This is a genomic window from Endomicrobium proavitum, from assembly GCF_001027545.1.
In the GTDB taxonomy this organism is placed as follows: Bacteria; Elusimicrobiota; Endomicrobiia; order Endomicrobiales; family Endomicrobiaceae; genus Endomicrobium; species Endomicrobium proavitum.
Genome location: NZ_CP009498.1, coordinates 1,075,358 through 1,099,799 on the forward strand (window position 1 = coordinate 1,075,358; position 24,442 = coordinate 1,099,799).

23 protein-coding genes and 1 tRNA gene are annotated in these 24,442 nt (G+C 36.2%); 15 read left to right on the forward strand and 9 right to left on the reverse strand.

The genetic code is table 11. From position 1 onward, the window contains the following. Nucleotides 1-51 precede the first annotated feature (51 nt). The 3 genes from hisS to Epro_RS04585 form a co-directional block, all read right to left on the reverse strand. The gene (gene hisS, locus Epro_RS04575; RefSeq protein WP_052570821.1) at nucleotides 52-1,314 is read right to left on the reverse strand and encodes a histidine--tRNA ligase; all 1,263 of its coding nucleotides are present in this window, start codon (nucleotides 1,312-1,314) and stop codon (nucleotides 52-54) included. 31 nt (nucleotides 1,315-1,345) lie between these two features. Further along, nucleotides 1,346-2,767 carry a phosphoglucomutase/phosphomannomutase family protein gene (locus Epro_RS04580; protein WP_052570822.1) on the reverse strand — a complete coding sequence of 474 codons (1,422 nt, stop codon included), beginning with the start codon at nucleotides 2,765-2,767 and terminating at the stop codon, nucleotides 1,346-1,348. Nucleotides 2,768-2,834: 67 nt separating this feature from the next. Then, the gene (locus tag Epro_RS04585) at nucleotides 2,835-5,339 is read right to left on the reverse strand and encodes a mannose-1-phosphate guanyltransferase (protein ID WP_052570823.1); all 2,505 of its coding nucleotides are present in this window, start codon (nucleotides 5,337-5,339) and stop codon (nucleotides 2,835-2,837) included. 147 nt (nucleotides 5,340-5,486) lie between these two features. On the opposite strand from Epro_RS04585, the gene Epro_RS04590 reads away from it, so the two are divergent. Continuing rightward, nucleotides 5,487-7,598 (forward strand): penicillin-binding protein 1A, encoded by a 2,112-nt coding sequence (locus tag Epro_RS04590; RefSeq protein ID WP_052570824.1) that lies wholly within the window; start codon nucleotides 5,487-5,489, stop codon nucleotides 7,596-7,598. Between the two features lie 153 nt (nucleotides 7,599-7,751). Here Epro_RS04590 and Epro_RS04595 read toward each other — a convergent pair whose 3' ends face one another. From Epro_RS04595 to Epro_RS07105, 5 genes are read right to left on the reverse strand one after another with little or no spacing between them, the layout of a single operon-like run. Continuing rightward, nucleotides 7,752-8,930: an HD domain-containing protein gene (locus tag Epro_RS04595; RefSeq protein ID WP_052570825.1), complete on the reverse strand. Its 1,179-nt coding sequence runs from the start codon at nucleotides 8,928-8,930 to the stop codon at nucleotides 7,752-7,754. Then, nucleotides 8,927-9,304 (reverse strand): phage holin family protein, encoded by a 378-nt coding sequence (locus Epro_RS04600; RefSeq protein ID WP_052570826.1) that lies wholly within the window; start codon nucleotides 9,302-9,304, stop codon nucleotides 8,927-8,929. Before Epro_RS04600 ends, Epro_RS04595 begins: the two co-directional genes overlap by 4 nt. Further along, nucleotides 9,304-10,017, reverse strand: coding sequence for a DNA alkylation repair protein (locus Epro_RS04605; protein WP_052570827.1), 714 nt, complete (start codon nucleotides 10,015-10,017; stop codon nucleotides 9,304-9,306). The genes Epro_RS04600 and Epro_RS04605 overlap by 1 nt, the downstream gene beginning before the upstream one ends. After that, nucleotides 10,007-10,261 (reverse strand): helix-hairpin-helix domain-containing protein, encoded by a 255-nt coding sequence (locus tag Epro_RS04610; protein ID WP_052570828.1) that lies wholly within the window; start codon nucleotides 10,259-10,261, stop codon nucleotides 10,007-10,009. The genes Epro_RS04605 and Epro_RS04610 overlap by 11 nt, the downstream gene beginning before the upstream one ends. Continuing rightward, entirely contained in the window at nucleotides 10,261-10,434 is a 174-nt protein-coding gene (locus Epro_RS07105) for a hypothetical protein (RefSeq protein WP_158409010.1), read from the reverse strand. Before Epro_RS07105 ends, Epro_RS04610 begins: the two co-directional genes overlap by 1 nt. A 315-nt stretch (nucleotides 10,435-10,749) precedes the next feature. Between Epro_RS07105 and Epro_RS04615 the strand changes: the two genes are divergently transcribed. From Epro_RS04615 to Epro_RS04665, 10 genes are all read left to right on the forward strand, one after another. Beyond that, nucleotides 10,750-10,836, forward strand: a tRNA-Ser gene (locus tag Epro_RS04615). A 106-nt stretch (nucleotides 10,837-10,942) separates the two neighbouring features. Next, nucleotides 10,943-12,949 carry an LTA synthase family protein gene (locus tag Epro_RS04620; protein ID WP_052570829.1) on the forward strand — a complete coding sequence of 669 codons (2,007 nt, stop codon included), beginning with the start codon at nucleotides 10,943-10,945 and terminating at the stop codon, nucleotides 12,947-12,949. Between the two features lies 1 nt (nucleotide 12,950). Next, nucleotides 12,951-13,517 (forward strand): LemA family protein, encoded by a 567-nt coding sequence (locus Epro_RS04625; RefSeq protein WP_052570830.1) that lies wholly within the window; start codon nucleotides 12,951-12,953, stop codon nucleotides 13,515-13,517. 3 nt (nucleotides 13,518-13,520) lie between these two features. Further along, nucleotides 13,521-14,519 carry a M48 family metallopeptidase gene (locus Epro_RS04630; RefSeq protein WP_052570831.1) on the forward strand — a complete coding sequence of 333 codons (999 nt, stop codon included), beginning with the start codon at nucleotides 13,521-13,523 and terminating at the stop codon, nucleotides 14,517-14,519. Nucleotides 14,520-14,588: 69 nt separating this feature from the next. After that, entirely contained in the window at nucleotides 14,589-15,785 is a 1,197-nt protein-coding gene (cas1, locus tag Epro_RS04635) for a CRISPR-associated endonuclease Cas1 (RefSeq protein WP_052570832.1), read from the forward strand. A 16-nt stretch (nucleotides 15,786-15,801) separates the two neighbouring features. Then, entirely contained in the window at nucleotides 15,802-16,140 is a 339-nt protein-coding gene (gene cas2 / locus Epro_RS04640; protein ID WP_052570833.1) for a CRISPR-associated endonuclease Cas2, read from the forward strand. Nucleotides 16,141-16,406: 266 nt separating this feature from the next. After that, nucleotides 16,407-16,670: a DUF4406 domain-containing protein gene (locus Epro_RS04645; RefSeq protein WP_272945920.1), complete on the forward strand. Its 264-nt coding sequence runs from the start codon at nucleotides 16,407-16,409 to the stop codon at nucleotides 16,668-16,670. Nucleotide 16,671: 1 nt separating this feature from the next. Continuing rightward, a complete protein-coding gene (locus Epro_RS04650; protein WP_052570835.1) occupies nucleotides 16,672-16,989 on the forward strand; it encodes a hypothetical protein in 318 nt (105 codons plus the stop codon). Then, on the forward strand, nucleotides 16,990-17,922 hold the full coding sequence (locus Epro_RS04655; protein WP_052570836.1) for a replication protein: 933 nt from the start codon (nucleotides 16,990-16,992) through the stop codon (nucleotides 17,920-17,922). It abuts the gene before it with no gap. Between the two features lie 287 nt (nucleotides 17,923-18,209). Then, complete coding sequence (locus tag Epro_RS04665; RefSeq protein ID WP_052570838.1) at nucleotides 18,210-18,638, forward strand: LA_2272 family surface repeat-containing protein; 429 nt, start codon at nucleotides 18,210-18,212, stop codon at nucleotides 18,636-18,638. 90 nt (nucleotides 18,639-18,728) lie between these two features. Here Epro_RS04665 and Epro_RS07205 read toward each other — a convergent pair whose 3' ends face one another. Next, complete coding sequence (locus tag Epro_RS07205) at nucleotides 18,729-18,854, reverse strand: hypothetical protein (RefSeq protein ID WP_272945914.1); 126 nt, start codon at nucleotides 18,852-18,854, stop codon at nucleotides 18,729-18,731. Between the two features lie 678 nt (nucleotides 18,855-19,532). Here Epro_RS07205 and Epro_RS04670 point away from each other — a divergent pair. From Epro_RS04670 to Epro_RS04680, 4 genes are all read left to right on the forward strand, one after another. Beyond that, nucleotides 19,533-20,840 carry an RNA-binding domain-containing protein gene (locus Epro_RS04670; RefSeq protein ID WP_052570839.1) on the forward strand — a complete coding sequence of 436 codons (1,308 nt, stop codon included), beginning with the start codon at nucleotides 19,533-19,535 and terminating at the stop codon, nucleotides 20,838-20,840. Between the two features lie 348 nt (nucleotides 20,841-21,188). After that, the gene (locus Epro_RS07175) at nucleotides 21,189-21,380 is read left to right on the forward strand and encodes a hypothetical protein (protein ID WP_144412048.1); all 192 of its coding nucleotides are present in this window, start codon (nucleotides 21,189-21,191) and stop codon (nucleotides 21,378-21,380) included. Between the two features lie 26 nt (nucleotides 21,381-21,406). After that, on the forward strand, nucleotides 21,407-22,414 hold the full coding sequence (locus tag Epro_RS06980) for an acyltransferase family protein (protein WP_237754523.1): 1,008 nt from the start codon (nucleotides 21,407-21,409) through the stop codon (nucleotides 22,412-22,414). Nucleotides 22,415-22,626: 212 nt separating this feature from the next. Next, a complete protein-coding gene (locus tag Epro_RS04680; RefSeq protein ID WP_052570841.1) occupies nucleotides 22,627-24,420 on the forward strand; it encodes a WavE lipopolysaccharide synthesis family protein in 1,794 nt (597 codons plus the stop codon). The last annotated feature ends 22 nt before the right edge of the window (nucleotides 24,421-24,442 follow it).

A 24,442-nucleotide genomic window follows, 5' to 3' on the forward strand; every position in this document is an offset into this window, starting at 1 on the left:
AAAAGCCCCGGAACTGAAATTCAGTTTCGGGGTTTCTGTTTTTATTTAATATTATTTTTCCAACTTATCAATTACAGTGTTATCGCTTTTAAAAATACCCCAATGCGTAAAACCTACGGCTTTTAATTTTTCAAGCTGGTTTGCCATATTTTTCTGACGCTCAAAAATTGAAACAACATCATATTTGCTTCTAAAACTTTCGGACAATTTAATAATATCGCAATAGTTATCTTTATCGGAAGAATATATTAACGCGGCTTTTTTTACTACGCCGGCATTTTGAGCGTCTGAGCCGGAAAAGAAAGCGTCAATTATTCTTTCAAACCCCAAAGAAAAACCGCAGGCTGAAATATCTTGTCCCGAAAAGCCGCCTATCATATTATTGTAACGTCCGCCGCCGCCGAAAGATATACTGCCGTTTATTTCGTTAACTTCATAAATTGTGCCCGTATAGTAATCCATACCGCGCACAAGCGCAGGGTCAAATCTGATACTTACATCGCCTAAAAGAGTTTTAACGGTTTCAATTATTAACTTTAAGCTATCGCTTGATTTTAAATAATTTTCATGCTGATTATTTTGTCCGGTTTTCAAACTCTCAAAAGTATTTTTTATCTTTAACAAAACGTCTTCGGCAAAACTTTTTTTTCTCAACTCCTCAATAACGTCATCTAAAGATTTTTTATCAAGCTTATCCAAAGCTATCAGAAAATCTCTATACTGATTGTCGTTGTTAATACCGCAATTTTCGCTGATTTTTTTTAATATCTGTCTGTCGTTAATTCTTACTTCAAAATTTTTTATTTTAAGTTCCTGAAGAGTTTTGCACGTAACATAAATTAATTCTATTTCACAATTAGCAGTAGGGTCGCCGATTATGTCTATATCGCACTGGGTAAATTGTCTGTAGCGGGATTTTTGCGGTCTTTCGGCTCTCCACACATTGCCTATTTGAAATACTTTAAAAGGTTTTGGAAGTTTATCTTTATAGTGCGCATAATAACGAGCAAGCGGAACGGTAAGGTCATAACGCAAGCCGAAATCGGCTATATCGTTTTCATCGGCGCTGCCGTTTTTTAACGCCTCTTTTAATTCATCGCCGCGTTTTAATATTTTAAAAATAAGCTTTTCATTTTCCCCGCCTTTTTTGCCGACAAGGTTTTCAAGCTTTTCCAAACTTGGGGTTTCAATAGAATTAAAGCCGTATTTTTTATAGCCGGAAGTTATTTTATAAATAACGTCGTTTCTGATTTGCGCGGATATCGGTTCAATATCTCGCGTTCCGGTAGCCGGTAAAAAACTTTCCTTGCTCATTTTGCTTGCCTCTGTATTTCAAAGTTCTTATTTATTTTTTGTAAACAAATTCTTTTCCGGCTTTCAAAAGTTTATTTAATTTTACCTGCGTGTCGGATTCCGCATAAACGCGCACAACTGGTTCCGTGCCGGAAAGTCTGAAACCTATCCACGTTTTATCGTCTAAAATAAATTTGTCGCCGTCTATAGTAATTTTTTTCTGAACTTTCAAACCGGCTATACTGTCGGGAGAATTAGTTTTAAGCGTATTTCTGAAATTTTCCATAACATCCTGCGGCAGGCGGAAATTAAGCCGGGAAGTTAAAACTTCTCCCGTTAATTTTTTTATATCTTTAATAATTGCGCTTACGGATTTTTTGCTCATAGCTACGGCTTCGGCAATTAGAAGACACGCTAAAATTCCGTCTTTTTCGGGAACGTGTCCGCGTATGGTAAGCCCGCCGGATTCTTCGCCGCCGACGATAAATTCTTTAGGACGTTCCGTCATAATTTCGCCGATATACTTAAAACCTACCGGAGTTTCGGCAACTTCAACGCCAATCTTTTGGGCAAGCCGGTCTATCATATGGCTTGTCATAACGCTTCTTGCGGCTACGCCTTTCCAGCCTCTGGTTTTATTTAAGTGGTAAAGCGCAACGGGAATAACTTCGTTGGGAGTTATAAACTCTCCGTTAGAATCTACTATGCCGAACCTGTCTGCGTCGCCGTCGGTGGCTATGCCTAATTTAAACGATTCTTTTTTAACTATCTGGTAAAGCTCCGTAATATTTGCGCTGTTTGGTTCCGGCGCGCCGTTAGGGGCAAACATTGTGTCTCTGTTTTTATTTATTGTTTTTTGCTTTATGCCGGCTTCGTCAAGAAGCGCGTCAAGATAATCGCTGCCGGTGCCGTGCAAAACGTCTACCGCTATTTTAAGATTTGCTTTTTTAATGGCTTTAAAATTTATAAGCTCTTTAATTCTCTTTAAATACGCCGGACGCGGGTTATAAAGTTCTATAAGTTTATTTTTTACGCCGTCTTCATAGGAAACTCTTTTAACGTTTCCCGCTGAAATCGCCGCGCAGTATTTTTCTATTCTCTGCGTTGTTTCCGGTAAAGCCGGACCGCCCCACGACGGAGAATATTTAAGACCGTTATATTTATAAGGGTTATGACTTGCCGTAAAATTTATTCCCCCGTCAAGCTTTGAGCGGATTATTTCAAAAGCTATTACAGGCGTGGGCGTATCTCTTTTGCAAAGAAGCGCTTTTATGCCGTTAGCCGCCAAAACTTCAGCCGACGCCTTTGCAAAATCTTCCGACATAAAACGCGTATCGTAACCTATAATTACGGAGCCTTTTTTACTTTCTTCGTTTACAAGCTTTGCAATAGCCTGCGTAACTATGCGCACGTTTTCGTAAGTAAATTCTTCGGCAATAATGCCTCTCCAACCCGACGTTCCAAATTTAACCATTTTATTCCTCTTGTAATATTTTCAGCCGTTGTTTTTTTAATTTGTAATTTGTAATTACTAATTGCCGTTATTCCTGCCACTGTTTTATTTTTTCGGAATATGTTTCTAAAAAACCGGTTGCCGTTGATTTGTCTTTTGCCTCCGCCCAAATGTGAAAATACGCTTCGTCGGGATCCGGAACCAAAAGAACCCAGCCGTTATTTGCGTATATTTTTACACCGTCAATAAGTTCAACTTTTTGACCTTTTGTGTCTTCTATGGCTTTGCGCATTGCCTGCCCTTTTTTATCCCACGAGCACGGCACGGTTTTATGCAAAACTTCAAAAGAAGGAATTTCTCTGCTTACTTTGCTTAACGAAATTTTTTCTTCCGCCATCATCTCTATAACTTTTCCTATTGCATACATAGCGTCAAAAGCGTTTTGAAATTCCGGAAAAATAAATCCACCGCGGCCGTCGCCTACAAAAACTACGTCTTTATCTTTTGCGGCCGCCATTATATTTCTGGGGTCGGTGGCGGTTCTTTTTACTTTTACGCCGAATTTTGCCGCAAGCTCGTCTATAACAGAAGAAGTGTTTACGGGAACGGCTATTGCAGCATTTTTATTTTTGCTGTCTTTCATAACAAGGTAGGCTACTATAAGCATAGCCAAATCGTCCGGCAAAATTTTACCTTTTTCATCAACCAAAAACAGCTTTTCTGCGCCGGTGTCTATTAAAAAACCCGCGTCGCTTTTAAGCGTTGTAACAATATCCGAAAGCTGATTTAAAGAGTTGGCAAACTCTTCCTGAGATTTTGTAATTTTTGAAGAATTTACAAAAGCGTTAAGCGCCACAACCTCTACGCCGAGTTCCCCGAGTATCGCCGGAAAAATCATTGATACCGACGAATACGCGTAGTCTATAATAATTTTAAGACGAGAATTGCGGATGTTATCTTTTTTAATGGTATTTAAATATCCTGTTTTATAATATTCCACGGCGCGCGGAGGAACCGTAATTTCGCCGACTTTGTCTATATCGGCGCGTTTAAAATCTTCCCTGAAAAAAAGCTGTTCTATGGCTTTTTCCTGACTTATGGAAATGTCGCCGCCTTTGGAATCGAAAAATTTTATATCAAAAAATCTCGGATCATAAGGAGACTGCCTCATGTGAACTCCGCCGGCTTCGCCCTCGTTTCCTATTTCATAGCGGACAACGGGAATTGGAGAGCTGGTTAAATCGCCTACTTTTACGCCTGCGGACAGAAGTCCGGAAATGAGTCCTCGTTTTATCATTCTTGTGGTGCGGTGATCGTCTCTTGACGTTAAAACATAAGCGCCCTGCCCAACGTAAGCTCCGTAAGCGGAGCCTATTTTTGCCGCAAATTCCGGAGTAATTTCAATATTTCCAAGACCTGTAATTCCATAGGCGTTAAACAAAGCTTTGTTCCACTTTTCGCCCCACACAAGACTGCTTGAAAGAATTGCGCCGGCTTCTACGACTTTATGAGGCCAAATTCTTAAATTTGTTCTTATTACCGCGTCGGCGCCTATGGTGCAGTCGTCGGCTATAATGGTGCCAACCTGCACAACGGCTCTGTCGCCTATTTTTGTAGAACTGCCGATGACGTCTTCCTTAAGCCTTGCTTCGGTGCCTATGGTTACGTTATCCCAAACAATTGCTCCCAAAACATCGGCGCCCGCCCCTATTTTTACGTTTGAACCGATAACCGAGCGCGAAATTCTTGCTCCGTCTTCAATTGTAACATTGTTTCCGAGTATAACCTGCCCGTCAACCTCAACGTTTTTTCCGATAACCGCGTTTTCGCCCGCAAGAATTTCTTTGGAGCCGACAATAATTTTTTTACCTTCAAGCCGCATATCAACTTTACCGTCTAAAATATCGTAGTGGGCAAGCCTATATTCGTCGTGATTTCCTATATCTTTCCAATAACCTTCGGCCACATATCCGTAAAGCGCTTTTTTATTTTTTAACAATTCGGGAAATAAATTTTTGGAAAAATCAAAAGATTTGTCCGACGGAATATAGTCAAAAACTTCAGGTTCTAAAATATAAATGCCGGTATTAATGGTGTCTGAAAAAACTTCCCCCCACGACGGTTTTTCAAGAAATCTTTCTATTTTACCTTCTTTATCCGTGATAACAACGCCAAACTGCAAAGGATTGTTAACGCGCGTAAGCACCATTGTGGCAACCGCTTTTTTTTGTTTGTGAAACTCTATTGCTTTAGACAAATCAAAATCCGTCAACACATCGCCGGAAATAACTATAAACGTATCTTTAATGTTTTTTTGCGCAAATTTTACGCTGCCCGCCGTGCCGAGATCCGCCTCGGGACGCAAATATTTTATATCAACGCCGAAATCTTTACCGTCGCCGAAATAATCCGTAATTATTTCCGGCTGATAGTAAAGCATCATTGTTAAATCGTTAAAATTGTATTTTTTGAGTAGGTTTAATATGTGCCAAAGCATCGGCTTGTTAGCCGTAAGCGCCATGGGCTTTGGAATGCTGCAAGTGATAGGTCTAAGTCTTGTGCCGAAACCGCCCGCCATAATTACAGCCTGCATAGCGCACCTCTCGTAGAAAAGTTGCTGATTTGTAGGTAAATTTTACAAAATTAGCCTTAAAAAGACAATTAATTGACCGTTTCTTTTTGACACCTTACTCTTTATAAAATATAATCAATCTTTAGAGAAAAATTTTTGGAGAAACCGATGAAAAAAAATAAAAAATTTAAACGTGTTTTAAAGATTGCCGGATTTGTGGCGGTTCTGGCGCTTGTTTTTTGGATTGCGCTTGAAATAATGCTTGCGGATTTGCCGTCAATAAGCCGGCTTGAAGATTATACCCCTAATCTTTCTACAAAAATTTACGATAAAGACAACAATCTTATAGCCGAACTTTTCACCGAAAGAAGAGTTCTTGTGCCCATAAACGATATTCCGGTAAATCTTCAAAACGCTTTTATAGCAATTGAAGACAATGATTTTTTTGAGCACTGGGGCATTTCTACAAAGGGTATAATGCGCGCGTTTTCAAGAATATTTATTAAAAGAAGAGTTGCCGAAGGCGGTTCTACAATAACGCAGCAGCTTGCAAAAACCATATTTTTAACTCCTGAAAAAACCGTAACCAGAAAAATAAAAGAAGTTTTACTGACGATACAGCTTGAAAAAGAGTATTCAAAAGATGAAATTTTACAATTTTACATAAACCAAATTTACTTCGGAAACGGCGCATACGGAGCGCAGTCTGCGGCAAAAATATATTTTAATAAAAACGTTGAAGATTTAAATCTTGCGGAATGTGCAACGCTTGCGGCTATGCCGAAATCTCCGAATTATTACAATCCTTTTAAAAACCCGAAAGCCTCTTTAAACAGAAGAAACACGGTTTTAGACAGAATGCAGAGCCTTAACTACATAACAAAAGAGCAGGAAGACGAAGCGTTGAAAGTTGCTTTACCCGTAAAAGAAACGCCGGAAAACTTTGTTGCAGGCAACTACTTTGTAGAATTTTTGAGGATAATGCTTGAACCTAAATACGGAACAAACGTTTTATTTAGAGGCGGGCTTTCCATATACACAACGCTTGACATGCAAGCTCAAGGCGCAGCGGAAAAATCTCTAAACGAAGCGCTTGCAAAATTTGACGAAACCAGAACCGGATATTTTGAAGCGGCAGGCAGAGAACCGGTGAAAGTTCAGGGCGCGCTTATTGCCATGGACGTAAAAACAGGCGCCATACGCGCAATGGTAGGCGGAAGAGATTTTAAAGATTCTCAATTTAACAGAGCCACGCAGGCTAAACGCCAGCCGGGTTCTTCTTTCAAACCGTTTGTATATCTTGCGGCAATAGAGTCCGGGCTTAACGCCGCCACGCTTCTTGACGACGAGCCGATGGTTTTTGTGCACAACGGAACAAATTACGATTTACTTTCAAGAGATCCCGCATACATTGAAGATATTGCGGAAACAATAACCGAAGAAGATTTAATTGACACAAATAAAATATGGATGCCCTCAAACTACGGCAAAACTTTCAGAGGTTCGGTAACTTTAAGAACCGCGCTGGCGCTTTCAATAAACATCTGCGCGATAGAAACTATAATGAGAGTAACTCCTATGGCGGTAATACGCGAAGCAAGAAAACTCGGGCTTACAACGCCGCTTACAAACACAATGTCTTTGGCTTTGGGTTCCAGCGACGTAACGCTTCAGGAAATGGTTTCGGCATACGCCACTTTTGGTTCCGGCGGAGTAAAAACTACTCCCTATGTTATAAATAAAATTACCGACAAAGACGGAAAAATTTTAGAGCAGAATATTCCCCAGCAGCAAGAAGTGCTGTCGCCGCAGGTTTGTTTTGTTATGACCAACATGCTTAAATCCGTAATAGAAAGAGGAAGCGGCTGGTATGCAAAATATTTAGGAAGACCCGCCGCCGGAAAAACAGGAACCACAAACGAATCAAGCGACGCATGGTTTATAGGATATACTCCGCAGCTTGCCGCAGGCGTTTGGGTAGGATACGACGACAGAACTATTTCTCTTGGAGAAAAATCTACCGGCGGAGCTCTGGCTTGCCCTATATGGACAAACTTCATGAGAGACGCTTTGGCCGGAAAACCGGTGTTAGATTTTAACCAGCCCGATAACATAGAGTGGGCGTTAATAGACGCAAAAACCGGACTTCTTGCATTAAGCAAAACTCCCGGCGCGTTTCTGGAAGCGTTTATAAAAGGAACAGCCCCGTCGCAATATTTTGACAGAGCATTTTCAGATTCCGAAAGACAAGCGCTAACCATTGAGGAAGCGGGATTTTAAACGACAATTAGAACAGCAAAGTGGAAAGTGAAAAGTGAAATTAACGGCAACTGCTAAACGGCAATTACAAATTATTAATAAAAAAGAGTCGCGCATAATATGCGCGACTCTTTTTTATTATTTGTTATCCTAAACAAAGTGTTCGTAATGGTTTTATCTAAAGTAGTCAAAAATCTGTTTAAAATTTAAATTGCCTTTTTTAATGTTTGAGTATTTATCATAAACGGTTTGTTTGGATTTTAGAAGGGTTTCGGATTTTATTCCGTATTCCAAAGACATTGAGGCTTCAACATAGGCGCAAAGTTTGTCGCAAATTTCAGTGAGCGTTCCGTCAATAGCGTTATATTTTGCATCGTTAAAATCCGCGGCGTTTTTTACTTCTTTAACTTTCCCGTTTTCCGTTATTTTATCCGCAAATTCGTTTTCTATAAAATACTGCATTTGCGCATGCCAGCTTTCGGGAATTAACGGAAGAATTTTTTCATCAACCTGTTTTTTCTCATAAATTTTTATTATATCTTCAAGCCCGGCTATGGAAGATTTTATGGGTTTTACTATATCTTTTGTAAGAATCTCCGGCAAATCGTGAAAAAGCGCCGAATAGAAATTATTAAAAATTCTGGCGTCTGAAGCATTCATTTCTTTTGAAAATATATAAGAAAAAATAGCCGCGGTAAGCATGTGCCCAAGAACCGTTGTTTTAGGAATTCTGAAAGCCTGCGCCCAGCGCTGCTGAAAACGCAACTGTCCGCACAAATCCAAAAAACCGTAATATTTTTTATTTATTATCAGCTTTCTTATTCCTGACAAATCGTCAAAAGTAGCGATGGCTTCGTCTATTGACTGTTTAGTTTTTTCTATGCCGTAAAGCATTGCGTTCCAAGGATATATTATGCCGAACTCCCACTTTGTGGACATGCAGTGAGCGGCGCTTAAAATTCTTTTTTCAAATTTTGCATAGTCAGGATTTGTAAAATATTCGTCAAAATTTTCTCTTATGCCGCCGCCCAAAGCGGACAAATCTTCATCAAGATTTTCAACCACCCATTTGTGCAGCTCTTTTTCTTTTTTGGACATTAACTCGTGAAAAACTTCAGGTTTTAAATCCGTAAGCATTATACGCTGGAAAAATTCAAAAATTCCGCCTTCTATTAATTTTATCCAGTCAACGCTGCGCCCGTTTTCTTCCTCAAATTTTGCCACAATATAAGCAATAATCATTTTGTGAGCCTGTTTATCAAGCTCAAAAAAATCAAACGGGCGGATATGGTCGTTCCACCTTAATATATTTGCGGCGGAAAAAATTCTTAAAACTAAATCTTTCGTTATCATTTGCGCTTCCCGTAAACTTTAATTTCGGCGTTATTTGTTCCGATAAACAAATTTAAAATTATACTTACTATGCTAAACACTGCCGCTCCCCAAAACGCGCTCCAAAAACCCGCTACATAAAAACCTTTCACTAATTCCGAAGTTAAATACAGCAAAAAAGCATTTATTACAAGAGTAAAAAGTCCGAGAGTTAAAATATTTACGGGCAAAGTTAAAATTAGAAGTATCGGTTTTATTACGGCGTTAAGAATTGCTATTACAAGAGCTGCCGCAATGAGCGTTCCCCATTGCGTTATGCTTGTTCCGCCGACTACGTTTACAACCACAAGCAGAGCGAAAATATTTATTATTATTCTGATGATAAAGTTTTTCATTATTTTTTCTCCATGTAATATTTTCTCTTTTGCTGCGGCACTTTCTCTAAAGAATATCTAAGCATAGTTCTTGGCATAACAGCGGCGTATTTATCTAAAAACCCGTAAAGCGCGCCTATATTGCGCTTGCCTGCTTCTCTTAACATCCAACCGGACGCTTTATGCATTAAATCGTGTTTGTGGTTTAAAAAAAATTCGGCAAGCTTTAAAGTTTCAGCCGTTTTACCGCGCTTAATAAAATAAAAAGTTGAAAGCATTGCAATTCGTTCTTCCCAAAGGTTTTTGGATTTGGCAAGTTTCCACAAATCTTCAGACAAATTATTATACCAATACTCGCCGGTAATTAACGGAGCGGTTAAATCAACCAAGTCCCAATTGTTGATGTATTTTGTATTTTTTAAATATATTTTTACTATCTTTTTTTTCTCTTTAATGTCTGCGCGTTTATATTTTTCAATTAAAACAGTCAAAGCAAAAAAACGAACTTCGTGCACTTTATGTTTTAAAAAAATTTCCGTTTCCTTAAGCGTAAGTTCTTTATAATACTTTTTAGATATAGCGCGCGTTTGAGGAACCGTTAAACCCCAAAATAAGTCGCCCTCGCCGTATTCGCCTTTTCCGGTTTTAAAAAACCTAAGGTGATGCTGCGCCAAAACTTTATTTCCGTGTTTTTTAATTTCAGATAGTATATTTACCGTTTTTTTATCTGACATCTTTCCAGTTCCACCATTTTAATTTTTGAGGGTTTCTGCCGCCACGGGCAAAATAGACGGCGCACCTATATACATAAAGAACGCATCTGTCTTGTTTTTTAGAAGTTAATTCGCAGAGACGGTCGTATAACGCTTGCGGATTTTTATTTTTTAAATCTTCCGCAAAATTTATCCCAAGCGACAGCAAATCTTTTTTTGTGCTTTTGCCTACGCCCGGGATAGTAAGTAAATCTGTTTTAATCATTAGAAACTAAAATGCACGTTGCTTACAAAAAGCCAGAAATACAATAAATAGACGAGCGCGGAAAAAATTAAAACCGACACAAATTTCGGTTTAAAACTTTTTTGGAAAATAGGAAACAAAAGCGCAAAAACAACGCCGAAAATTAAAGCGTAAACCAAAAGATTAAGCGACATGTTTTTCTCCTTTTTAAGGACACCGTCTTTTTTTAGCGCAACAACATTGCGCTGAGATGTTATAATTTTATCAAATTAAATTTAAAAAAATACATATATTATATTATGTTGAAAAATACGCCTGAACAATGATATAATTTCAAAGCTGTAACGGAGAGGTGTCCGAGTGGGCGACAGTCTGACGAATAAGTCAGACGCGTCTTGGAGCGGGCGCGAGTCGGTGAGCGCACCGGAACCAACTCATGGGCAAGATGTAAGTTTACAATTTGATTAATGAGTTTCATATAGTTGCAACATACATATATGTTAATACCTGGAGAGGTGTCCGAGTGGTTGAAGGAGTTAGTCTCGAAAACTAATATACGGGAAACCGTATCGGGGGTTCAAATCCCCCCCTCTCCGTCGATTTTTGAGAATTAAAAACCGGACATGTAGCAAATAAGCCAAAGCGCCGAAGACGGGTATGCCGCTGTTTGTCTATATTGATTAAACGCTCACAGGACTTAAAATGATTAAAGAATACAATTTTGAAAAATACTTTGATTGTCTTTTAAAAATAATTCCTATCAGCATAGCCGCGCTTATAGCGCTTAGCGTTTATAGGATTTTTTTCTTTTTTCATTTTGCGGATTTTACAACGCTTAACGCAATGACCTTTTACGTTTTAAAAGCTTTTTGGCTTGGGTTTCGTTTTGATCTTGCGGTCGTGGCGTATATTAACTCTTTCGTAATAGTTATTTTAACATTCATTCTTCTTTTTAGAAGTTTAAAGGTTTTCAAGTTTACGGTTTTTATAATAAAAATATATTATTGGGTAGCATTTAGCTTTTTAGCGTTTCTGGCGGCTGTAGATTTTGGTTTTTACACATATTTTAACGAGCGTATAAATATTTTAATTTTTGAATTTTTCCGCGACGACACACCGGCGCTGATGTCCACAATAGTAAAAGATTCTCGCTTTCCCGTAGCGGTAATAATACTTTTTACCGTAAGCGTAATTTCTTACAAATTAAGCTCGTGGACTGCAAAAAAATTTTTAAACAGACAGTGTATAATAGACACGTCTTTCTGGGGCGGGTTTTTAAAAACTTTCATTATTATTTTTACGCTTTTTATAACTTTTGTTTTTATGCGCGGAACCGTTTCAATGTTTCCCCTCGGTATTTTCCACACGCAGATTTCTCCGAACATTTTCATAAATAAAATTTCAATTTCGCCGGCGCACGCGCTTACCGACGCTATACAATCTAAAGCCGAACAAGCGAAAACCGTGGACGTTGCGGAAAAAATCGGCATTCCCAAAGAAGATATTAATATTTCAGCGTTTTACAAAACTTCGCAATTTAACAATGCCGCGCAAGAAATTCGCCCTAACGTAGTTTTTATAGTTATGGAAGATTTCGGCGAACTTCCCGTTTTATACAACAGCAAAAAATTTGACGTTTTGGGCGAGCTCAAAAAACATTTTGACGAAGATATTGTTTTCTACAACTTTTTAGCGGCGGGAAGAATAACCATTCACGCGCTGGAAACCACAATTCTTAATATGCCGCAAAGACCGTATGCGCTGCAGATTACGCAAAGCCCTGCCGCTTTTAACAAGTATGCAAGCGCCTCGGTTGTGCCGTATAAAAATTCAGGATACAATACTTCCGCAATTTACGGCGGAAGTTTAAAATGGCGCGCAATAGATTCATTTTTTATTACTCAGGGGTTTGATAATATTTACGGCGAGGGCGACATAAAAAATGAATATAGGCATCAGTGGGGAATAAACGACGCTCAATTTTTTGAACTTGTTTTAAGAGAGCTTAAAAAAGAAAGCGATGCTCCGAAATTTATTTACGGCATGTCCACCGGCGCACATGTGCCGTATGAAACGCCCCCTTATTACAAACCGCTGCCTCTTGAAACGCCTAAAGAACTTTTAGAAAAAATGCCCGGCATGTCAAAAGAATATATTGACCAAATGTTTAAAACCTATCAGTTTGCAAACAGAGAAATTGCAAAATTTATAAGCGCGGTAAAAAAATCAGAGCTTGCGGACAACACAATAATAGTTGTTACCGGCGACCACAATTTAAGAGAATTTCCGGGGCTTACGCGCGAAGAATTATTTAGAAAATACGCCGTGCCGCTTTATATTTACGTTCCTAAAAAATTAAAAAGACCCATGAACATAAACGAAGCCGGCAGTCATACGGACATAATGCCTACGCTTTACGATTTGTCGCTTTCAAGACAAAAGTATATTTCAGCCGGAACAAGTTTGGCAGACAACGGTAAAAAACACATAGCTTTTAACAGCGACGGTTTTATTTTATCGGGCAATAAAGCGGCGCTCTATAACGTAGATTCTAAAACCGCTCAATATTTTATTTTTGATTTGAAAACAAAACTTTTATCCGAAACCCAAGCAACAAAAGAACACAACGACATGATTGAATATTACAAACAAACCATTGCCGCAGCCGACGTTTATTTAAATCAAAAAAATCAAAACAAAGGAGAGTAAAATGCTTAACGCAATTTTAATTATTTTGATAATTCTTATACTTATCGCAGGTTTGTATTTTTTAGCTACATACAATAAATTTGTAACTTTAAAAAACAGGGTTAAAGAAGCATGGAGCGACATTGAAGTTCAAATGAAACGCCGCTATGACCTTATTCCTAACCTTGTGGAAACCGTAAAAGGTTACGCCAAGCACGAAAGCGGAACTTTAGAAGCCGTAATAAAAGCAAGAAACGCCGCGATATCGGCAAACTCGGTTGAAGATAAAGCAAAAGCCGAAAACGTTTTGTCGGGAACTTTAAAATCTATTTTCGCGCTTTCCGAAAGTTACCCTAACCTTAAAGCCAACGAAAACTTTTTAGAACTTCAGCGCGAGCTTACCGACACGGAAAATAAACTTCAGGCGGCAAGAAGATTTTATAACTCCAACGTTTTAGCGTTAAATACAAAACTTGAAATGTTTCCAAGCAATATAATAGGGAATGCGTTTGGATTTAAAGCGCAGGAATTTTTCAAACTTGACGAAACCGAACAAGCCGCAAAACAACCCGTAAAAGTTTCTTTTTAACAAATGCCAAAAATAACAACTTACGATTTTATAGATTCCAACACAAGAAAAACCGCATTGCTTATGGTTTTATTTCCCATAAGCCTTGCGGCTTTAATTTATATTGCGCTTTTAATTTTAGGCGCCGCGCATTCCGCCGACACAACGGCAAACGCGGCAAAACTTTCGCCCGTAATGTTTGCCAATGAAATTGCAATTTACGCTATCCCCGTAATTTCCGCGGCTGCAATTTTGTGGGTAATAATAAGTTATTTTTTCGGACAGAATTTTATTTTGTCTGCCGCGGGCGCAGTTGAACTTACAAAAAACAACTCTCCGGAAGTTATAAGAATTGTAGAAAATATAGCGTTGACCTCAGGGCTTCCAATGCCGAAAGTTTACGCAATTAACGACGAAGGTCTTAACGCTTTTGCCACAGGAAGAGATCCGAAACATTCTTACATAGCTTTAACAAAAGGCATTATAAATAAATTAGATAAACCGGAACTTGAAGGCGTTATAGCGCACGAAATGGCGCACATAGGAAACAGAGATATCAAACTTATGCTTATAACGGTTGTGTGCATAAGTTTTGCCACAATTGCCGCGGAAATTCTATTAAGAGTAGCGCTTTCAAAAGGAAGAAGCTCTTCAAAAAATAAAGGGCAAGCGCAGCTTTTATTTTTAGCTCTTGCTTTGGTTTTTTACATTTACGGATACTTTGTAGCCCCGCTTATTAAACTTGCTCTTTCAAGAACAAGAGAATATCAGGCAGACGCAACGGCAGCGTTAATAACAAGAAACCCTCAAGGGCTTGCAAGCGCCCTTCGCAAAATTTCAGAAAATTCAACGGTTGAAAAATTAAAAGATAAAGAAACCGTAGCGGCAATGTGCATAGAAACCCCGTTGTCTAAAGAAAAACAAAATTCTCTTTTCTCAAAAATATCAGGACTATATTCAACCCACCCGCCAATTGAAAAAAGAATTAAAGCTCTAATGGAAATGGATGGGCAGAGAACGTAAAAAATAATTTTAATTTATATAATAAAACAAATGCTTAATGTAAATTTTTTGCAACTTTGCGGAGGCGTTATGAATTTAAATTACATTAAAACTCCTCAAAAATTTGTTCAGCCCGACTTATTTTCTTCCGAGAATTTTATTTACGCCAACCTTGACGCAGAATTCCCTTTATTTTTTGATACCCTCGTTCATTGGCAATTTAATGAAAATCTTTTCTATCTTGTATCAAAAGATTTGTCGCACCTTATTGTTTCAGGATACGGCGTTCACTTATCAAAAAAATCCGAGCGGCTTATTATTAAAGATAATAAAAAATGTATTTACGAACTTCCGTTTTTTAGACTAAAAACAGTGGCAATTATGTCAAAAGGCATCGGTATATCTTCGGACTTAATAGAAGAATTTTCAAAAGCGCAAATCAATCTTTCTTTCCACGACTTTTCCGCAAAACCGCACTCTTTACTGCAATCTCTTTGTTTCTCGCAACACGCCGACTTAAAACGCAGGCAAATTTTAGCTCAAAATTCAAAAACCGGCATATCTTTTATGGCAGCCGTAGTGTGCGGAAAAATTTCAAATCAAGCGGCAGTTTTAAAATATTGCGTAAAAAATATTAAACCCGACAAAAATATAAACATACACAAATTACAAACCGCCAAAGAAGCATGCGCGCAAATGCAACAATGCTATAACCAGTGTTTAGCTTTATCAAGAAATATAAGCGATATTTTTGAAGCCCGTCAAAAATTTATGGGCTACGAAGGAACTGCGGCAAGAATTTATTGGAATGCGATATCTGCAATTATTTCTGAAAAAATTGAATTCTCGGGCAGGCAAACAAAACCGCTTCCCAAAGATGCCGTAAATACTTTATTAAATTACGGATACGGTATTTTATACTCAAAAATATGGAGCGCGGCGATAATTGCCGGATTAGACCCTTATGTCGGGTTTTTACATACCGATCAATCAGGAAAACCGGCCCTTATTTTTGATTTAATAGAAGAGTTTCGCGCGCCTATTGTAGATAGAGCGGTTATTGCTTTTATTATGCTAAACAGAAATATTCAAATAACTCAAAATTTACTTGATATAAAAACAAGAGAAAAATTCAGCGAGAAAATTATTGAACAATTAACATCCGCGCAATATTACGAAGGTCAAAAAGTAATGGTTTCAGATATTATCCTCTCTCAAGCAAGAAAACTTGTCGCTTTTATAGAAGAAAGACAAAAAGAATATTCCACGTTTAGTTTTAAGTGGTAACACGGGAGACGCTTGCATGGAAGAACTCACTACTCTTGTTTTCTACGACTTGCGTAAAGAAAAACTAAAAATTAAACTTGCGGAAAAATGTAAAGATTACGGTCTTAAAAAAATGCACAAAACCGGTTTCTGCGGCAAATTAAGCAGAGAAAAAAGAGAACGCTTAAAAAAAGATTTATCAGAAATTATCTCTGATAATAAAGCAAGATTAATTATTCAAACGGTTTGTTCAAGATGTCTTGGAGAAGTATTTATTTCCGACTCTACCGCAAAAAATAAAAAAACAAAAGAGAAGCCATCGGCAATACATTTTGGAATGAAATTAAACAAAGCATACTTACACGATGAAAATTAATTAAACTTTTAGGCTAAAATTTCTCAACCATTGAGCATTTTTACAGCTTTTTGACAGTTGAGAAAAAACCACATTTAAAAAAACACATTGATTTTACTATTCTTATGTTAAAATTTTAAAACAATTGCAATTAACGACGACAGCCACCGCTTGAGTTATTATTTCCCAAATACTGCAAAAAACCTATTGATAAATATAGTTATTTTTTATATACTTTGTCCTATAATAATAGTTATGTTTAGTATACGAAAACAAAAACAATCTACATCGCCGGAAAAATAAACGGCGATAAAAACTACAAGGCTAAATTTGCCAAAGCGGAGCGATATTTGAGGCGCAAGGGGTATAACGTGCTTAACCCCGCAAATATAAACGCTAAAGGCAACGGCGACGCCTTTATTAGGGCTTTAAATTTGCTGTTTAAGGCGGACGCAATATATTTGCTTAAAGACTGGGCAAGCAGCAATGGAGCGTTTATTGAGCGCCACATTGCTATTTATTTAAATAAAGAAGTTTTATACGAGGATTAAAATGGAAAATTTTTTACCGATTAGATTTAAGCACAATTTTTTAAAGTTGGAAAATCAAAGCAGTGCACAGCTGATTTTAGCTAAAGAAATTAATTTTAAAAATGATAAAGATTTTGTTTTTGTAAATTACGACGCAGCGTATCTCACCGACGATTGTAGTATTAAATTTCATGATTTGCCCGACGGAAAATATCTGCTTTTGCTGTTTGTTGGCTACGATAACATACTGTTTACAACTTTGCGAAAAAACAATAAAGAAAACAGGGAAAAATACGCAAAAAACGTTGGAAGATATTTTGAGATAATCATAGAGGAATAAATGGCAAATCCACAGAAAAAGAACGGTTTTACAAAATATCCGAATGATTTTTTAGAGAAGATTACCGCATCATCCTTAACGAAAGAGGAAATACGGATAGTTATGCTTATAGCCCGATACACGTGGGGTTATAACAAGGAAATGGAAATCATTGAACAAAAATTTATTGCCGAAAAATTGGGGCGCAATAAAGGCAACGTTTCAAGAACCGTAAAAAACTTATTTTTAAAGAATGCATTAATCTACAATTCCACAACCGGAGCCGTGGGAATTAACCAAAATTATGAAGCTTGGATTAAAAAAACTATTAAGGAAAAAACCCCCAAATTGTGGGGAGTTGCAGAAATGACAACCAAAAATGACAACCAAGAATTACAACCAGAAATGACAACCAAAAATGACAACCAAGAATTACAACCAAAAATGACAACCAAAACACGAAAAAATGACAACCAAAACACGAAAAAAGCACAACCTAACTATAAGGTAGTTAAAGAAAACAATAAAGAAAACATAAAGAAAGAGTGCGCGCGCGCGAGTTTTGGGGAATTTCAAAACGTAAAACTTTCGGAAACCGAAAAACAAAAATTAGAAAACGAAAATGGAAAAGAAAAAACCAAAGAGGCAATAAATTTTTTAAGCTTATACAAAGCCGAAAAAGGCTATAAAACAAAATCAGACTATCTGACCCTTAATCGCTGGGTTTTGAAAGCTGTTGAGGAAAGGCAGGCTAAACCGCCGCCGTTGTCTTTTTCGGCTAAAATAGCCGCCGAAGAAGCCAAAAAACAAGAGCAGGAACGACGGCGCGATAAAGCGTTAAAAGAATTTGCTCAAAGGCAAAGAGCAATAGAAGAAAGTAACAAAACCGGCGTTGAAATTGACGCTGCGTTAAAAAAATTACGAGAGGAGTATAAAATATGGCTGACGATATAACAAACAATTGCAAACTGTGCGGCGAGTCCTCGGAGTGTTTTAAATGCGCAAGCAATTATAACAACACCTGTTTGTCGTCGGGAAAATATAAAAATTGCGAACGATATAAAAATAGCTATTTTCGCAGCAGAGGGTTGATTGCGGCGGAACAAATTATCGGATACTTTGTCCTATAATAATAGTTATGTTTAGTATACAAAGATATTAACTTGGTTTGGTATTTCCCAATTTAATAATCTGCCGTTTAAAATTAAATACCAAAATAAAACAAAAGGAGAAGTCAAAAAGTGAAGAAAAAATTGATGTCTGCAGTGTGTTTGGTATTGTTATTGTCATCTGTAAGTTTTGCGGCTACGCCGTTTAAACTTTCGTTGCTGGGACCCATTACGGTGCCGGCTAATCAAGATGTAACAGGTTTGGCAATCGGTTTAATAGGGTCTAATGTCAATACGCTTCAAGGCGTTCAATTAAGTTGGATTTACAATGTGGCGGAAAACGGCGCCGGAGTTCAAGCTAGCGGTATATATAACAAGGTTGCTGGAGAATTTACCGGTGTGCAATATGCAGTTGTAAACATAGCGGGTTCAGTGAAAGGTTTGCAATTTGGTTTCTATAATCAGGTTAGAAGTATGGCAGGAGTTCAAATCGGACTTATAAATATAAATCCGAAATCATCGTTTCTAGCATTCTTCCCATTCATTAACTTCCAGTTTTAGTTAAATAAAGAAAACAGAAGTTATAAACAAAAAATCCGCGCCGAATTTTAAAAATTCGGCGCGGATTTTTAACAGTTAACATGCAAATTATTAAACCAACGATGCGCCTATATTCTTCATTGCAGTTTGCAAGTCTTTTTTTTCTTGAGCCGGTTCGCTTCTTGTGCCTGTAATTACTGCCGCGTCTTTTACATCAAATTCCAACAGCTGAAACATTTTTTTGTGTAATCAATATATGTTTGAAAGGGTTAATGTTCAAAAAGTGTGGTTAAAAGCGGCATTTTTCTAATCAGATTACGACGACAAAAAGAAATATTGATACAATGATTATCAAAAAGGTTTGATAAACGTGTTAAAAACGCTGTCGGTATTGTAAAAGCAATGCCGTAAGAATTCATGGAAAAACAAAGCAAAACAAAACAAGATTTAAGTGTCTTAAATGCTTAAGAAAAATGATGGTGTAGTAGAAATGTTTGTTTTTAAAAATGGCGGACATACATTGAATTCAGAAGCATATTATAAAGCTATAATAAATTTGTCTAATCTTAACTGAATAAATGTAAAACTCATCAAAAAATTTGATCTGTGCTTGTACGGCATGGTTTTATGTGCAAATAGTTTTTTGTTATACGGTAAATTTATACTTGCCCTATAATACTAATTATATTTAGCATACAGTGTACCTCAACATAAATCTTGTTATTTCTTTTGTATATGATTTTATAAATATATCCTGAATATCTTTCCATATTGTTCTCCTTTATTTTAGTAAATGATTAAAATGTATAACAAAAAAAATCAACAGAATTATGGATAAGAGCGATATAAATTGGTTGTTAAATCTATTTTTTATATAATTATTATATCGAAATTTATCTTTTAGGAAATTACAGAATGGAAAACAATCATACGAAATATAAAGAAACATTAACTGATGATTTAGAGAAAGAAGTTGTTTCTTTTCTTAACTCTACAGGCGGTGAAATTCATATTGGAGTTAAGGATAATGGTGAAGTTATTGGTGTTGCCAACTCTGACAAACTTCAATTAAAAATCAAAGACAGGCTAAAGGATAATGTTCGTCCAAGCATTATGGGCTTGTTTGATATTTTTACACAAGAAATAAATGGGAAAACAATAGTTATAGTTAATATTGCAAGCGGAGCAGAAACGCCTTATTACATAAAACAAAAGGGTCGTTCTGAAGCAGGCTGTTTTATACGCATAGGAAGTTCTTCTCAACCTATGACGGAAGAAATGATACATAAGTTAATGATGAAACGCCATCCTATCTCTTTAAGAAATTTGCCGTCAAGAAACCAAGAATTAACATTTACGCAATTAGCCATATATTATGCAGGCAAAAACAAAACTTTAAATAAGAATTTTGCTAAAACGCTTGATTTTTATACTGATGATAAAGAATATAACCAAGTAGCATACTTATTTGCTGACGAAAACAGAGTTTCAATCCATTTGGCAAAATGGGCGGGCAAAGACAAAACCAATTTAATACAAAATGAAGAATATGGCGACCAGTGTTTGATAACGGCATTAAACAGGGTTTTGGATAGATTGGATGTTGAAAATATTACCCAAGCAAGAAAAGGATTTCCTTATCGCATTGAGAAAAAATATATTGACAGCGATGTTTTGAAAGAAGCCGTTATAAATGCTTTTGTTCATAACGATTATTCGCAAGGCGACACTCCTATTTTTGAAATTTATGATGATAGATTTGAAATAACAACTTATGGGGACCTGTTTGATTGGATACCAAAAGAAGATTTTTTTGCAGGTTCATCAAAACCAAGAAACCCTGAAATTATGAGAGTTTTCAAAGATATTGAACTCGTGGAACATTTAGGCTCAGGTATCCCTCACATAGTAAAACTATACGGTAAGGGCATATTCCATTTTTCAAAAATCATAACAAGAATGTCTTTAAAATTTGATAAGAGCATGGAAAAAGAAACGCTGAAAAAAACTATAAAGAAAAGTAGCCTGAAAAGTAGCCTGAAAAGTGACCTGAAAATTTTTGAAGTAATAAAGAATAATCCGCAAATAACAATTGAAGAAATCTCAAAGATAGTCAAACTCTCTATTGCAGGTATAAAAAAGAATATTATCAAACTTAAAGAGCAAGGCAAAATTCGCCGTGTAGGAGCCGATAAAGGCGGACATTGGGAAATTATTGAGTAAATGAGATATACATTATCATTTTTGATATAAGTATACTAAACATAATTACTATTATGGACAAATTATATGGAAATGATCCACAACATTGACTAAGCCGCTGACGAAGCGCACAACCTTGTCTGGACTGCCTTCCGGAAGGCAACGGGAAAGTAGGTTTTTTGCCGGAGCGTCTGTGGATTTCCGGACACTCCGGTTTGTGGGAAAAAACCAATGTTCCGGAGTGATGCAAAACGGTGAAGCAGATACGGAATGCCAGGCGAAATGCCCTAACCGTAAAAAATCAATAATAATATAAAAAAATAAGGTTTGTTCCAAAGGGGACTTGACAAAAGGAGATTTTTGAGTATAATGACAACAACCAACAACCAACAACCAACAACCAACAACCAACAACCAACAACCAACAACCAACAACCAACAACCAACAACCAACAACCAACAACCAACAACCAACAACCAACAAACAACAAACAACAACCAACAACCAACAACCAACAACCAACAACCTTCATCATTCTGAAGCAAGACTTATTCCGTTAGATGGAATAAGAGGTATTGCGGCTCTAATTGTTGCGTTTGTCTGGCATTATCAACATTTCGCGCCGGAAACATATCCTTTTAGTAAAATATTGTATTGGCCTTATAATTTTGGTTGGATAATGGTTGATTTATTTTTTATATTATCGGGTTTTATATTTTATAGCATTTATCGCAAACATATAGAAAACCATACCTTGTCTTTCAGGAATTTTGCTGTTTTACGAGTTAGCAGATTATACCCGCTTCATTGGCTTACTCTAATTGTAATTCTATTGTTCCAAATATTCCGCAAATACAATGGACTTGAAAGCTTTCCAATTTATTATAGCCGTAATCCTATTTTGTTTTTATTCAATATTCCAATGTTGCAAAACGGGTGGCTGATAACAGATATTTCATATAATGGCCCAACATGGTCTCTTTCAATTGAAATAATGATGTATATACTGTTTTTTGCGGTTTTTTGTCATGCAAAATCAAATAAAAATTACATCATCTATTGCTTGTTATTAATATGTCTTGGTATAATAATGACCTTTTCTGGACAAAACATTCCTTTCTTCAATGGTCAGGTTGCACGAGGATTAATGGGATTTTTCCTTGGGTGTATCACTGGAGAAGTATATATTTATTGTAATAACAATCGTAAATTTGGAAATATGCTTACTGTATTTTGTATATTTGTGGCATTATTCTTAATAATTGTGCCTATTATATTTGGATACGGTATTTTAAGAAATTGGGTGTTAGTTTATACATTTGCTTTTTTCCCTGCATTTATACTTATTGCATTGAGAATTGGTTTTATCGAAAAAATATTTTCATTAAAACCATTTATATATTTTGGTGAATTATCATACTCAATATATTTATTGCATTATCCAATGCAACTTATTGTAAAAACGATAGATGAATATTTAGGTTTGGTAATTGATTATTCAAATCGGATATTTTTTATAGGATTTAGTATTATAGTAATAATTGTATCGCATTTTATACATTATTATTTTGAAAAAAAATACAAAAATATATAAGAAATAAGTTTAGAGCATAATGTGTAAAGTACGGGCACTGCACATAATATGCGCTATGCGAAATGCCCCAAAGACACAAGTGTATAAAATATGATACACCAAAAATATGACGCCGGGGGAACGGGCAAAGTACGACAATAAGGTATACTAAACATAATTACTATTATAGGACAAAGTGTTATTTGTTTGATATTAAAATAAGGTTATTGAATATGATTAAATTTAGTTCCTCTGATGAAGATTCTTTTATAACTATAGACAAGAAACCTCGTACCCACGAAAAATACAGGGCTGACGGTGATTTTTTTATTAAAAAACGTTCTTTGGCTATTGTCATGCAAGGAAGTATTTTGCATGAAAATGACTTTACTTTAGAAACGGTTAAAATATATAAAGAAACCTTTGCAGAGTGTCCAATTATAGTTTCTACATGGCAAACAGAGCCGCAAGAAGCTATTTGGGCATTGGAAAATGCAGGCGCTATAGTGCTAAAAAATGCGCCGCCGGAAGTAAAATGTTTTGACAATACAAATTATCAAATTAAATCTACTCAAGCAGGCTTGAAAAAAGCAAAGGATATCGGCGTTAAATACGTTATTAAGACAAGAACAGATCAGCGTATGTATGAAACAAACCTTCCCGAATATTTTATGGATTTACAGGAAACCTTCCCGTTAGATACAGATATAAAAACACAACAGAAAAGATTGATTGCCATATCATTAAATACATTTAAGTATCGTTTATATGACATATCAGATATGTTTTTATTTGGTACTATAGACGATGTTTTAAATTTTTGGAGTTGTGATTATGAGCGCAGAACAGTTTTTCCTCCGTTTGAAACGATTTTAGATTATTGCAAAAGTTGTCCTTGCGAAATAGGGTTTACTATAAGTTACTTGGAGCGTATAGGTTATAATCCTACATTTACGCTAAAAGATAGTTGGGAATCTTATGCAAAGTACTTTTGTGTTATTGATGCCTCTTCTGTCGGATTATATTGGCCGAAATATACAAATGAGACCTATCGTTGGCGTAATTTTTTTGGAAACAATCGTTTATTAGAAGAGCTTACATTTAAAGAATGGCTTTCCCTTTACAACCATACTAAGAAGTATATTCCTGAACACATATTAAAAATGCCATATAATCAACCCTATAAAGAAAAACCTTCTATATTACAAAGAACTGCCTGTTTAGGCATTTTTACTTTACAAAAATTAAACACATCAGTTTTTAATTGTATCTCATTTCAAAAAAATCGCATTGATTATTGTTTAGAAGTAAAGAATAATCCTGAATTTAGAGTTGATATAGATTCTCTGGAAAAATACGCTAAGAAGGAATGGACGTTATCATTATTATTTCGGACACAACAAAAAGATATTTTTGGAGTTAAGAATGCAAATATTTTGTTAATGGATTCTTTTTCTGAATTAACCGATAAGCTCTTTATAAATAAAAAAACAGGGAAAAGATTTTGTGCTCATTTTAGTGATATTAACACCGATACGGATTTTAATGAGCTGTATAATTGTTTAGGAATGTTATCTTTAGAAGAAATGGAAAAGGCTTATGATAGCTTCTTTTCTCAAATTGTAAAATCTTATGGCAATATTCCAATAATTTATCTTCACTTTCCAACAGATTTTGAAACAAGAGAGGAGTTTATCTTGCGTGCCCGTAAAATAAAAGAGACTATTGCTAAACTGTCCGAAAAATATAGTAATATTCTTTCTATAAACGTTGATTTTTTAGAAAGAGCGCCGGAAGATGATTTTCCATATCATTTTTCTGAGAAAACATATAATTATATAGCGCGCAAACTGGCGAGCACCAAATTATTTGAACTACCTTGTATTGTTATGCCAAAAAGTTTAAAAAATAGATTTCGATATAAAATTTGGAGTTATTTAAAAAAGAAGAAAAAATGTGGTTTTATTTCTAAACGAATATGGAAAGCATTAGATACAAAACTTAGGAAGAAAGGACTTACAAAGTGATTCAATTGTAAATAAAAAGGCC